This is a genomic window from Shimia sp. W99 (genome assembly GCF_053851455.3).
The window spans coordinates 1,073,666-1,086,414 of record NZ_JBSQBU020000001.1; the positions used below are offsets into that span (position 1 = coordinate 1,073,666).

General features: G+C 62.2%; 11 protein-coding genes. 5 read left to right on the plus strand and 6 right to left on the minus strand.

All coding sequences use genetic code 11. The features are described from left to right. The first annotated feature begins 92 nt into the window (after positions 1–92). The 3 genes from ACS3QZ_RS05195 (at position 93) to trpE (ending at position 4,716) form a co-directional block, all read left to right on the plus strand. Positions 93–1,268: an aminotransferase gene (locus tag ACS3QZ_RS05195; RefSeq protein ID WP_456036873.1), complete on the plus strand. Its 1,176-nt coding sequence runs from the start codon at positions 93–95 to the stop codon at positions 1,266–1,268. A 78-nt stretch (positions 1,269–1,346) separates the two neighbouring features. Next, complete coding sequence (locus tag ACS3QZ_RS05200; RefSeq protein WP_456036874.1) at positions 1,347–3,188, plus strand: peptidyl-prolyl cis-trans isomerase; 1,842 nt, start codon at positions 1,347–1,349, stop codon at positions 3,186–3,188. 16 nt (positions 3,189–3,204) lie between these two features. After that, positions 3,205–4,716, plus strand: a complete 1,512-nt coding sequence (gene trpE / locus ACS3QZ_RS05205; RefSeq protein WP_456036875.1) for an anthranilate synthase component I — start codon at positions 3,205–3,207, stop codon at positions 4,714–4,716. Positions 4,717–4,725: 9 nt separating this feature from the next. On the opposite strand, the gene ACS3QZ_RS05210 is transcribed toward trpE, so the two are convergent. The 3 genes from ACS3QZ_RS05210 to ACS3QZ_RS05220 are packed head-to-tail and all read right to left on the minus strand — an operon-like array spanning position 4,726 to position 6,769. Next, the gene (locus ACS3QZ_RS05210) at positions 4,726–5,346 is read right to left on the minus strand and encodes a cysteine hydrolase family protein (RefSeq protein ID WP_456036876.1); all 621 of its coding nucleotides are present in this window, start codon (positions 5,344–5,346) and stop codon (positions 4,726–4,728) included. Beyond that, positions 5,343–5,789, minus strand: coding sequence for a MarR family winged helix-turn-helix transcriptional regulator (locus ACS3QZ_RS05215; RefSeq protein WP_456036877.1), 447 nt, complete (start codon positions 5,787–5,789; stop codon positions 5,343–5,345). The genes ACS3QZ_RS05210 and ACS3QZ_RS05215 overlap by 4 nt, the downstream gene beginning before the upstream one ends. 53 nt (positions 5,790–5,842) lie before the next feature. Beyond that, entirely contained in the window at positions 5,843–6,769 is a 927-nt protein-coding gene (locus tag ACS3QZ_RS05220; protein ID WP_456036878.1) for a LysR family transcriptional regulator, read from the minus strand. 112 nt (positions 6,770–6,881) lie between these two features. On the opposite strand from ACS3QZ_RS05220, the gene ACS3QZ_RS05225 reads away from it, so the two are divergent. Further along, on the plus strand, positions 6,882–7,682 hold the full coding sequence (locus ACS3QZ_RS05225; protein ID WP_456036879.1) for a glutathione S-transferase family protein: 801 nt from the start codon (positions 6,882–6,884) through the stop codon (positions 7,680–7,682). 19 nt (positions 7,683–7,701) lie between these two features. Here ACS3QZ_RS05225 and ACS3QZ_RS05230 read toward each other — a convergent pair whose 3' ends face one another. Together ACS3QZ_RS05230 and ACS3QZ_RS05235 are read right to left on the minus strand one after the other, a co-directional pair. Further along, positions 7,702–10,098: a thiamine pyrophosphate-binding protein gene (locus tag ACS3QZ_RS05230; RefSeq protein ID WP_456036880.1), complete on the minus strand. Its 2,397-nt coding sequence runs from the start codon at positions 10,096–10,098 to the stop codon at positions 7,702–7,704. Positions 10,099–10,110: 12 nt separating this feature from the next. Further along, positions 10,111–11,313 (minus strand): methionine gamma-lyase, encoded by a 1,203-nt coding sequence (locus tag ACS3QZ_RS05235; RefSeq protein WP_456036881.1) that lies wholly within the window; start codon positions 11,311–11,313, stop codon positions 10,111–10,113. A gap of 126 nt (positions 11,314–11,439) precedes the next feature. On the opposite strand from ACS3QZ_RS05235, the gene ACS3QZ_RS05240 reads away from it, so the two are divergent. Next, on the plus strand, positions 11,440–11,895 hold the full coding sequence (locus tag ACS3QZ_RS05240) for an Lrp/AsnC family transcriptional regulator (protein ID WP_456036882.1): 456 nt from the start codon (positions 11,440–11,442) through the stop codon (positions 11,893–11,895). 35 nt (positions 11,896–11,930) lie between these two features. Here ACS3QZ_RS05240 and ACS3QZ_RS05245 read toward each other — a convergent pair whose 3' ends face one another. Next, positions 11,931–12,743 carry an alpha/beta fold hydrolase gene (locus ACS3QZ_RS05245; protein WP_456036883.1) on the minus strand — a complete coding sequence of 271 codons (813 nt, stop codon included), beginning with the start codon at positions 12,741–12,743 and terminating at the stop codon, positions 11,931–11,933. Between the last annotated feature and the right edge of the window lie 6 nt (positions 12,744–12,749).

A 12,749-nucleotide genomic window follows, 5' to 3' on the forward strand; every position in this document is an offset into this window, starting at 1 on the left:
CGAGTATTTTTGGCAAAATGAAGACAGGGGGAATTGCCCCTTTTGCGGGCGGCCACTAGGGTCGCCCGTAGTCGTTTGAGTGAGGTGCTCCCATGTCCCTGCCCCGTACAGCCACAACATTTGCGCCCCCGGTGATGGAGGCGCGCCGCTGGTTGGAAGGCGTGGCTTTCTCGGACGCCAAACCGCTGATCAATGTCAGCCAGGCCGCACCGGTCGATCCTCCCCCTGAAAGCCTGCGCCAGCATATTGCCGATACGGCGCTCAACGTGGCCGACGCGCATCTTTACGGCCCCGTGCTGGGCCTGCCGGACCTGCGCGCCGAAGTGGCGGCGCAGTGGTCGCATGCCTATGGCGGCGAAATTGCCTCGTCGCAGGTGGCGATCACGTCGGGGTGCAACCAGGCCTTTTGCGCCGCAATCACCGCGCTTTGCAGTGAAGGCGATGAGGTCATCCTGCCAACCCCTTGGTATTTCAATCATAAAATGTGGCTCGACATGAGCGGTGTGCGGGCGGTGCCATTGACGACCGACGCGGCACTCTTGCCCGACCCAGAGCGCGCGGCGGCGCTGATCACCGAGCGCACGCGAGCGATCGTGCTGGTCACGCCAAACAACCCGGGCGGCGTGGAATACCCGTCGGACCTTGTCCGCGCCTTTTACACGCTGGCGCAGGCGCGCGGTCTCAAGCTGATCGTGGACGAGACCTATCGCGACTTCGACGCCCGCACCGGGGCCCCGCATAATCTTTTTGCCGATCCCGACTGGAGCGGCACCCTGATCCAACTCTATTCCTTTTCCAAGGCATACAGGCTGACCGGGCACCGCGTGGGGGCCATGGTTGCGCATCCGGTGCTTCTGGCGCAGGTCGAGAAGTTTCTTGATACCGTCACCATCTGCCCCAACCAGTTGGGGCAGCACGCCGCGTTATGGGGCATGCGCAATCTTGGCCAGTGGCTTGCGGGCGAGCGCGACGAGATTCTCGACCGGCGCGCCGCGATTGCCGACAACATGCCCCGACTTGCTGAAAAAGGCTGGCGGCTGATGGGGGCCGGCGCCTATTTCGCTTATGTTTCGCACCCGTTCGACATGCCGTCCGATCAATTTGCACAGGCGCTGGTGCGCGATCATCACGTGCTGTGCCTGCCCGGCACCATGTTCATGCCCGCCGACGATCCGGCGGGCGCGTCCCAGTTGCGGATCGCCTTTGCCAATGTCGATCGACAGGGCATTTCGAGCCTGTTCGACCGGCTGGCGCAAGTCTCCTGCTAAGCTGCCCCTTGCCCCCCTCTCAGCAACCGCGTAGACATCCGCGCAACCAATAGAAACACCACCTTGCAGGGGGCGCGCATGTCCAAGGGCAAAACCTCGAAAACTATGGTCTGGATCCTCATGGCCATGCTCATCCTTGGCCTTGGCGGCTTTGGCGTGACCAACCTCTCGGGCGCCGTGCGCACCATCGGCGATGTCGGAGGCAAGGAAATCTCGATCAACGACTATGCCCGCGCCCTTCAGGACGAGCTACGCGCCATCGAGGCCCAGACCGGACAGCCCATGACTTTTGCGCAGGGACAGGCGCTCGGCCTTGATCGCGCCGTGCTCGGACAGCTGGTCGTGCGCCGCGCGATGGACGCCGAAAACGCCCGTCTCGGAGTTTCGATCGGGGATGAAAACCTGCGTCGTGAACTGATTTCGATCCCGGCCTTTCAGGGACTTGACGGCGGCTTCGACCGCGAGGCCTATGCCTTTGCCATCGACCAGGCTGGCATGAACGAAAGCGATTTCGAAGACAGCGTGCGCGAAGAAACCGCGCGCTCGCTTCTTCAGGGAGCTGTCGTGTCCGGCATCGCCATGCCCGCCATCTACGCCGACACGGTGATCGGCTATGTCGCCGAACAGCGCGACTTCACCTGGACCCGCCTGTCCGAGGACAACCTGACCCGCGAAATCCCCGAACCGACCGAAGCCCAGATCTCGGCCTATTACGAAGCCAACATCGATGATTTCATGGTCCCGGCGACCCGCCAGATCACCTATGCGTGGCTCAGCCCCGAGATGATCATCGACTCCGTGGAGGTGGACGAAGAGGCCTTGCGCGCGCTTTATGACGAGCGCAATGACGAGTTCAACCGCCCCGAGCGCCGCCTTGTCGAACGGCTGGTCTTCCCCAACATGGAAGCCGCCGAAGTCGCGCGCAAACAGCTCGACAATGGTCAGACCACGTTCGAAGCCCTGGTTCAGAGCCGTGGCCTTGAGCTGACGGATATCGACATGGGCGATGTCTCCATGGCCGAGCTTGGTCAGGCGGGTGCCGCCGTGTTCGAGGTCCCGACCGGTGCCATTGCAGGTCCCGTGCAGTCCGACCTTGGCCCGGCCCTGTTCCGCACCAACGGCATCCTGCCCGCGCAGTCCACAAGTTTTGAAGACGCCCGCGCCGACCTGCGCGAGGAACTGGCCGCCGAACGCGCCCGCCGCGTGATCGACGCCCAGATCGGCGACATCGACGATCTTCTGGCCGCCGGGGCCACGCTCGAGGAACTGGCCAAGGAAACCGAGATGCAGACCGGCACGCTGGACTGGCACGAAACCGTGGAACATCCGATCGCCGGCTATGAAGCTTTCCGCGCTGTGGTGGGCGTAGTTACCAAGGACGACTTCCCGCAGATCGACGTGCTGGAAGATGGCGGCATCTTTGCGCTGCGCCTTGACGGCGAAACCGAGGCCCACCCGGCCCCGCTTGACGATGTGCGCGATGACGTGGCCGCCGCATGGCGCGCCGCCGAAACCGCCACCGCCCTGAACGCGCTGGTTGAAACCCTGATGCCACGCCTCGAAGAAGGTACCGATTTCACCTCTTTCGGCTTTAACGCCATTGAGGAAACCGGTCAGGATCGCAGCGCCTTTGTCCCCGGCACGCCCGCAGGCTTCATGCAGACCGTGTTCGACATGGCTCCGGGCGAGATCCGCACCATGCCGGACGGCGCGGGCCTGACCCTCGTGCGATTGAACGCGATCAACGCGCCCAGCACCGATGCCCCCGAGATTGCCGCCGTCGCAGGCAGCATCACGCAGCAGGTATCGGCCGGCATCGCGCAGGACATTTTCAACGCCTACGCCCAAAGCCTTCAGTCTGCCTATCCGGTCAACCTGAACCAGCAGGCGCTGAACGCCGTGCATTCGCAGCTCCAGTAACGAGAAAGGCCGCCCCTTGGATCTCGTCCCGTCTTTCGAAGAGTTTGCCCCCTCCTATGACGCCGGGCAAAATCAGGTCGTCTACACCCGTCTGGCCGCCGATCTCGACACGCCCGTCTCGCTGATGCTCAAGCTTACCGGCGCCCACAAGGACGCCTTCATGCTCGAGTCGGTTACAGGCGGCGAAGTGCGCGGGCGCTATTCGATCATCGGCATGAAGCCGGACCTGATCTGGCAATGTCACGGGACCGAAAGCCGGATCAACCGCGCGGCCCGCTTCGATCCTGACGGGTTCGTCGCACAGGACGGAGATCCACTGGTCAACCTGCGCTCCCTGATTGCCGAAAGCCGCATCGACCTGCCCGAGGACCTGCCACAGGCGGCAGCGGGCCTGTTCGGCTATCTCGGCTATGACATGATCCGGCTCGTCGAACACCTGCCCAACATCAACCCTGATCCGCTTGGCCTGCCCGATGCCTGCATGATGCGCCCCTCCGTGGTGGCCGTGCTCGATGGGGTCAAAGGCGAGGTCACGGTCGTCTCCCCCGCATGGGTCAGCGACGGCCAATCGGCCAAGGCCGCCTATGCGCAGGCCGCCGAACGGGTGATGGACGCGGTGCGCGATCTTGAACGCGCCATGCCGCAGGCCGCGCGCGATCTGGGCGAAGCGCATGAAATCGCACCCCCGGTGTCGAATTTCACCAAGGAAGGCTATATGGCCGCCGTGGAGAAGGCCAAGGATTACATCCGCGCGGGCGATATATTCCAGGTTGTCCCGGCACAGCGCTGGACACAGGAATTCCGCCAGCCGCCCTTCGCGCTCTACCGCTCCCTGCGCCGCACCAACCCGTCACCCTTCATGTTCTATTTCAATTTCGGCGGCTATCAGGTGATCGGCGCGAGTCCGGAAATTCTTGTCCGGGTCTTCGGCAACGAAGTCACCATCCGCCCGATCGCAGGCACCCGCCCCCGTGGCGCCACGCCCGAAGAGGACAACGCGCTCGAAGCGGATCTGCTCGCGGACAAGAAGGAACTGGCCGAACACCTCATGCTGCTCGATCTCGGGCGCAACGACACGGGCCGCGTGTCTAAGATTGGCACCGTGCGTCCGACCGAGCAGTTCATCATCGAACGCTACAGCCACGTGATGCACATCGTCTCCAACGTCGTCGGTGAACTGGCCGAGGACAAGGACGCGCTTGATGCCTTCTTTGCAGGCATGCCCGCCGGGACCGTCTCGGGTGCACCCAAGGTGCGCGCGATGGAGATCATCGACGAGCTGGAACCGGAAAAACGCGGCATCTACGGCGGCGGCGTCGGCTATTTCAGCTCGGGTGGCGACATGGACATCTGCATCGCCCTGCGTACCGCGATCGTGAAGGATCAGAAGCTCTATATCCAGGCCGGAGGCGGCGTGGTCTATGACAGCGATCCCGAGGCCGAGTACATGGAAACTGTGCACAAATCCAACGCCATCCGCCGCGCCGCCGCCGATGCCGCGCGCTTCTCGGGCAGCGGCAACAGCTGACGGAAGGCATCAGTTCAGCGCGATCCTGTTTCCGGTCATCGCCTGCACGGCCTTCTCCGTCGGACCCGAAGCCAGCGTTGCGTCCCGCACCACCGTGACCTCGTACCCGCGATTGCGCGCGGCAAGCGCGGTTTTCTGCACGCAGTAGCAAAAATCCAGCCCCACAATCCGCAAGCGCCCCACGTCGAGCTGTTCCATCAGCGCGTCCAGTTCGCCGGTCTCAAACCCGTCCTGCACCCGCTTGACCAGAACGTGATCCGCCACCCCGACAAACGGATCGGCCAACCCGGTCCCTACCGTACCTTCAACTGCCGCGCCCTGCATGGTCAGGCGTGCGACAACCTTGGTAGACGGGATCGACCATTCCTGACGCAATGCGACTACCGGATGCCCAGCCGCCTTGGCCGCGTCGATCTCCCGAAAAATCGCCACCTGCGCCGCCGCCTTGGCCGCGTCGTCATAGGGGCCGTCGTCCCAGAACGCCGTTTGCAGATCGACCAGCAAGAGCGCCGTTTCAGCCCGCGCCCCAACCGTCACGCCTTGACTGACCGCCCCGATCCGCCAGACACCAAGCCCCAGCCATCCCACGGCAATCAGAACGGCCAAACCCCCTGCATAGACATAGGTCATTTCCCGTCCCCCGCAGCTTGTTTCATCTTGTCCGTCACCGCCAGAACCACCTTCAAGGCCGTCGCGATCTCCTCGGGGTCCAATCCCGCGCCGATCCTGTCCAGCAACGCCATTTCCCGCGAGATGATCTCTTCGATCACCTCCCGCCCGCGCGCCGTCAGCATCAGAAGCGGCGATCTCTTGTGTCGTGGATTGGCGCGCTGTTCCGTGAACCCGGACGTCAGCGTCTCGTTGACCATCACCTGCACATACTGCCGTTTGATTTCGAGCCGCTGGGCAAGGTCGGGCACGGTCAAATCGCCATGCTCCCACAATATTTCAAGCACCGCACGCATGCGCACGGTCAGTTCCGTTTCCCGGAGTCCCGCCTCAACGCAGGCTTCGGTAGCCTGCATCAGAGGGCGCGACATCCAGACGAGTCGGTATAGATCTGTGTTTTTCATATTTGACACTATACTTGTCTACTTGACATGCACAATGTCATTTTAGAAAGAAGTCAAACCTCCAGCGCCCTCAAGAGATCAAAAACCTGTTCCCGCATCCAGACGGCAAGCGGTGCCCGATCCGACCGTTTGTGCCAAATGCCGATGATCAGCGGCGGGTCGATCTGCATGGGTGGCTCAAACACGCGCAAACCGAACGTCGGGGCCACCTTTTCGGCGAGCTGCGCAGGCACCAGCGCAATCAGGTCGCTTTCGCTCACCGCGCGACAGACCCCGGAAAAAACCGGCACCGTCATGGCGACCTGTCTTTTCTTCCCGACCTGCGCAAGTGCGGCATCCCCCATCGCCGCAAGGTTGCCCTCCGGCGAAAACAACACGTGATGCAAAGCACAAAAAACGTCCATCGGCATGACCGCGCCGGGCGTCAGCCCCGCGAGACCCGAATTGGCGCGCCGCGCGATAACCTTGAACGGCGAATGAAACAACGGCGCCCGGTTGACCCATTCCGGCATTTCAGCATCCGGGATAAGCGCGATGTCGGCGTTGCGCTGTTCAAGACTGGCGACATAGTCATGCGGCACCAGGTCGACAAGCTGCGCGCGAATACCCGGCGCGCGTTTCTGCAACAGGTCGCCAAGCCGTGGCATCAAAAGATCGGCAAAGAAATCGCTGGCCGCGATCCTGAAGGCACCGCTGACCGTGGCGGGATCGAACGCGGTGGGCGGCGCGAGCATCTGCTCAAGCCGTTCAAGCTCTTCTCGGACCGGCTCACGAAGCCCGTTGGCATAGTCGGTTGCCACAAGCCTGTTCCCCTGCCGGACAAAAAGCGGATCATTCAACCCTTGGCGCAACCGCGACAACGCCCCGGACACCGCCGATTGCGAGAGGGCCAGCCGCTCTCCGGCCTTTACGGTCGACCCTTCCCGAAACAGGGCGTCGAGCACGCGTAAAAGGTTGAGGTCAAAAGTTGCGAAATTCACCTTGCCGATACCTATTATTCAGAAAATCGGTTTGCCCAATACCGTGACGGACCCGTACCCTGCTGTCAACAAATGCACCATCCAAGCCTTTCCCAGCGGTAGAGAGCCCCCAATGCACAGCAAACCCATCGTCTATCACATCCCCGTCTGCCCGTTTTCCCAGCGTCTCGAGATCCTGCTCACGCTGCGTGGCCAGAAAGACGCCGTTGACTTTCGGGTTGTCGACATCACCAAGCCCCGCGATCCCGAACTTCTGGCCAAAACGCGGGGCACCACCGCCCTGCCCGTGCTCGAAACACCGGATGGCACCATCCTCAAGGAAAGCCTCGTCATCCTGCGGTTTTTTGACGAGGTTCTCGAAGGTCCCGCGCTTCGGCGCAGCGATCCCACGGAACATGCGATTGAATCCATGCTGATTGCCAAGGAAGGCCCATTCACCATGGCCGGCTATCTTTACGTGATGAACCAGGACCTCGCCCGCCGCGATGATCACAACGAAAAGCTTCTGGCACTCTACCGCGACATCAACGATTTCCTCGCCTATCACGCCCCCCAGGGCCCATGGCTCTTTGAATGCTTCGGCCTGGCCGAAGCAGTCTTTGCGCCCATGTTCAAACGGTTCTGGTTCCTTGACTACTACGAAGACTTCAAGCTTCCCGAGGGCAAGGAATACGACCGGGTGCGAGAATGGCACCGTGCCTGTCTGGATCATCCCGCGACGGTTCAGGTCAGCGAAGAGGAAATCGTCAAGCTCTACTATGACTACGCACTCGGCGCTGGAAACGGGGCGCTGCCACAGGGAAGAAGCGTGTCCAGCTTTGCCTTTTCCCCCGCATGGCAGGATCGCCCCTGGCCACCCCGGAATAAGTATGACCACACGGCCAGCGACGCGGAACTGGGGCTCGTGGGCTAACCCCTGCCTTGGCCGGGCCTCAACCCCGCAACGCTTCCGAGAATCCGCCAAGTCGGGTGCGTTTGCCATCCGTCAGCCCGTTCACCTTCTCGACGATTGCGGCGGCATCAATGCTGTGATGCCGATACAGATCACTGATGGTGCCGGTCTGGCCAAAATGCTCGACCCCGAGCGGCAATGTCTGGTGTCCCTGCACGCCCCCCAGCCACGACAGCGTCGCTGGATGCCCGTCGATGACCGTGACGATCCGGCAATGGGGCGGCAGCGGCTCCATGAGCGTCTCGATATGAGACCGCGCGGACCTGTTCCCGCGTGACCGTGCCCTCTGGGCAGCTGTCCACCCGGCATTGAGCCGATCTGCCGACGTCACGGCCAGCACCCCGATATCGCGGCGCTCTTCACCGATCATTCCTGCGGCCTTGATGGCCTCGGGCGCAACTGCGCCCTGATAGGCAATCACGACCTCGCAATTCGGACCGGGTTCGCGCAGCCAATAGGCTCCGTCGATCGCGCCCTGCCGGAACACCGCATCGTTACGCTTGCCCGGTTGTTCAATTGGGTTGGTTGTCAGGCGCAGGTAAACCGACCCGCCGGTTTCATCCCGCAACCACGTGCGTTCATCCGGATCGCCCTCCCCGTCGCGCTGCACATAGTCAAACGCCCAAGCCATGATCACCGCAAGCTCGTCGGCAAAGGCAGGCTCGAAACTGGCCAGCCCGTCCTGACTCATCCCGATCAGGGGCGAGCCGACCGACTGGTGTGCACCGCCCTCGGGTGCCAGCGTCACTCCGGACGGTGTCCCGACAAGGATGAACCGCGCGTCCTGATAGCAGGCATAGTTCAGCGCATCGAGGCCGCGCGCCACGAAGGGATCATAGACCGTCCCAATCGGGATCAGCCGTTTTCCGAAAAGCGAATGCGACAAGCCCGCCGCGCCCAAAAGCAGCATCAGGTTCATCTCCGCAATCCCAAGCTCGATATGCTGCCCTTCGGGATCAAACTCCCATTTCGCAGTCGATGGAATGCGGTTCTCGATAAACGCGTCCGCCTGCGCCGTGCGCGCAAAAAGCTTGCGCCGGTTCACCCAGGGTCCGAGGTTGGTGGTGCCCGTCACATCCGGCGACGTGGTCACGATCCGCTGGGCCAGCAAACTGTCCCCCTTGGACAGGTCATCAAGGATCTTGCCAAAGGCCATCTGGGTCGAGGTCTCCCGTGCCGCGTCGATCCCGATTTCCGGCACGGCCAGCTTGTCGTCGACAAAGCGCCGGGGCCCCTTTGCAAAGAAAGCCACCTCCGACAGGAACCCGCGCAAACCGTCCACATCCTCGACGGTCGCCATCGGCTCCCATTCTGCGCCTTCGGCCACGCCCATGTGGGCCTGCCATTCGGCGAACTGGCTCTTGTTCATCAGCCCGCCGTGATTGTCCTTGTGGCCCGCGATCGGCGTCCCCCACCCCTTGATGGTATAGGCCAGGAAACAGGTCGGGCGGTCGTGGTCGATGGCGTCAAAGGTCTCGGCCATGGTCTCGACGCAATTGCCGCCAAGGTTCTCCATCAACGCGGCAAGCTCGTCGTCGCTGCGCCGTTCCAGAAGGGCGCTCACATCCCCCTGGTCGCCCAGATCGTCCATCAGCCGCTTGCGCCAGACCGCCCCGCCCATGAAAGTCAGGGCCGAATACTCCTGGTTTGGGCAGGCGTCGATCCAGTCCCGCAGGTGGTCTCCGCCCGGCTCTTCAAAGGCGGCGCGCTGCATGGTGCCATATTTGACCCGCACGACTTCCCAGCCAAAGGCGTCAAAGATCTTCTCGATCCGTTCGAACAGCCCCTCGCGTACGATCCCGTCCAGCGATTGGCGGTTGTAGTCGATCACCCACCAGGTATTGCGCAGATCGTTTTTCCAGCCCTCCTGCAGGGCCTCGTAGATATTGCCCTCGTCAAGCTCCGCGTCCCCCACCAACGCCACCATCCGGCCCAGCGGCAACGCCCCGCCCCAGCTCTTGGCGGCAACATAGTCCTGAATGATCGACGCAAACGAGGTGATCGCCACGCCCAGCCCCACCGACCCGGTCGAGAAATCCACGTCATCAATGTCCTTGGTGCGGCTGGGATAGCTCTGCACCCCGCCAAAGCCGCGGAAATTCTCCATCTTCTCGCGGGTCTGCTGGCCCATGAGATACTGCATCGCATGGAACACGGGCGAGGCATGCGGCTTGACTGCCACCCGGTCCTCGGGTCTAAGCGTGTGAAAATAAAGCGCCGTCATGATCGACACCATCGAGGCCGAGCTCGCCTGGTGCCCGCCGATCTTGATCCCATCCACCTTGGGGCGCACGTGGTTGGCATGGTGGATCATCCAGTGCGACAACCACAGCAGGCGCTGCTCGATGGTTTTCAGATGGGCAATATCGGCGCTCATGATCCCGGCTCCTTATTCGGCGGCGTGGCGGGTCGGCAGACGCAACGCCTGTTCCAGATCTGAAAGGATATCTTCAACCTCTTCAAGCCCGACCGACAGGCGGATCAACCCGTCGCTGATCCCGTGTTCGGCCCGCTCCTCGGGCGTATAGGTCGAATGCGTCATCGACGCAGGATGCTGGATCAGCGTTTCCGCATCGCCCAGCGATACGGCCCGCTTGATCATCCCCAATGCGTTCATGAAGGCGATCCCGCCCGACATGCCGCCTTCGACTTCAAAGGCAATCATGGCGCCCGGTTTGTCCATCTGCCGTTGGGCAAGGCCATGCTGCTCAAAGCTTTCCAGCCCCGGAAAGGACACGCTGCGCACCGCCGGATGACCCTCCAGGTATTCCGCCACCACCTGTGCCGAGGCACAATGGCGCTCCATCCGCAGCGCCAGCGTCTTCAACCCGCGCAGGATCAGCATGGCATTGAACGGCGCCATCACCGCGCCGGTCATGTCCTTCATCCCCACAAGGCGGATTTGCTCGACCAACTCGGCACTGCCCGCCACAAGCCCGGCAACCACGTCGCCATGCCCGCCCAGGTACTTGGTCGCGGAATGCACGACGATATCGGCCCCCATTTCGATCGGTCGCGTCAGAAAAGGCGTTGCATAGGTGTTGTCCACGACAACCAAGGCCCCTGCCGCATGGGCAATAGCCGACATGGCCGCGATATCCACCAGCCGCATGTTCGGATTGGCCGGGGTCTCGAAATAAACAACCCGGGTCCTGTCGCTGATCGCCGCCTCAAGCTTGACAGGATCAGTCATGTCCACATGAGTGATCGTCACCCCCCACTTGGCCAGCCCGTGCCGCATATAGGCAAAGGTGCAGCCATAAAGGGTCTTGTCCACGATCACCTCGTCGCCCGGCGACAGTAGCGTCCAAAGAACCGCCGTGATCGCCCCCATCCCTGAGGACAGCGCCAGCCCCGCTTCGGCCCCTTCCAGAACGGCAATCCGCTGTTCCAGCAGATCACAGGTCGGGTTGGAAATCCGGCTATAGATATGGCCCTGCCGCTCCCCGGCAAACATCTCGCCTCCGGCTTCGGCGGTCTCAAAGGCAAATGTCGACGTCAGATGCAGCGGAGGCGTCAACGCGCCCTCGTTCTGCATGGGATCATATGCGTGATGAATGGCGCGCGTTGCGAATCCGGAACTGTTTTTCATGGCGACCTCCTGGGCGACCTTCTGACTGGACAACACAGATATCCTGCTCCCTCCCCAAGGGCATTTGCTTGCCAATACTGCCATCATTCAATATATTTTTAGCATTATCTGCCAAGAAGGCCCGCCATGGACAGCAAAGACCGCCAAATCATCCGCACATTGCAGGCCCACGGCCGCATGACGAACCAGGATCTGGCCGAGCGCGTCAATCTCTCGCCCTCTCCCTGCCTGCGTCGCCTGCGCCTGCTCGAGGAAAGCGGTGCAATCCGGGGCTACAGCGCCGAGGTCGATGCCAAGGCCTACGGGCTCCCCATCACCGTTTTTGTGCGTGTCCGGCTGGAAAGGCACAATGAAGAAGACGTCAAGCGCTTTGAAAGCAGGGTGATGGATATTGACGAAGTGCTGGAGTGCCACGTCCTGACCGGCGCGTCGGATTACCAGCTTCTCGTCGCGGTGGCCGATCTCGATGCCTACGAAGACTTTATCCGCAACCGCATCCACCGCATCGGTGGGATTGCCTCCATCGACACCAGCTTTGTCTATGGCACGGTCAAGAAAACGTCGGTCTTCCCGACGCTCTGAGCAGGTCCGCCCCCAAGCCCCGCCGAAATTGCCCCTCAGGCGCGCGCGTTCCGCATCAGGAACCGCTCCATCGCGTCATTCACCGCTTCCGGTTCCTCGATCGTCGAACTGTGCCCGGCTCGTGGCACACGGACCAACTCGGACCCCTTGATGGCCGCGTGCATCCGCTCGGATTTCTCCGGCACCGTCGCCACGTCTTCGTCCCCCACCACGATCAGCATCGGCATCTCGATCTTGCCCAGTTCAGGCATGATCGGCGTGCGCTCAACCACCCCCATGACCGCCCGCGTGATCCCGATCCGATGGTTGGCGATCATCGCCGCTTTCCAGCGCGCCCGCTCCTCGGCCCTTGCGGGATCGTTCAGAAAGGTCTGACCGAACATGATCGGCATCACCTGGTTTGCCACCGCCCAAAGCCCGATCCAGCGCGCCACGAAGTTGAGCTTGCGATACTTTGGCCCGTTTTCCGCGGGTTCACCGTCCGCCGAGGTTTCAAGCAACATGAGTGTCTTCAGAAGGTCAGGCCGCCGCGCCGCCAACCGCATACCGACAAATCCTCCCATCGACAGCCCGGCAAAATGCACCGGCGCCAGCCCCAGATGCTCGATCAATGCCGCCGCATCCTCGCTCAGCGTGTCCATGTCATAGCCATCCGCCGTGACCCCGCTCTGCCCCTGTCCGCGATGGTCGAAGGTGATACACCGAAACCCGAGCGCACCGAAATGCGCCACCTGCGCCTCGAACATGGCCCCGCTCCAGAGCAGGCCATGGGAAAAGACGATCACCTCCCCGTCTCCGCCCGTGTCCGTATAATGGATATGGGCTCCGTTCAGATCGGCATGGGGCATGGAACA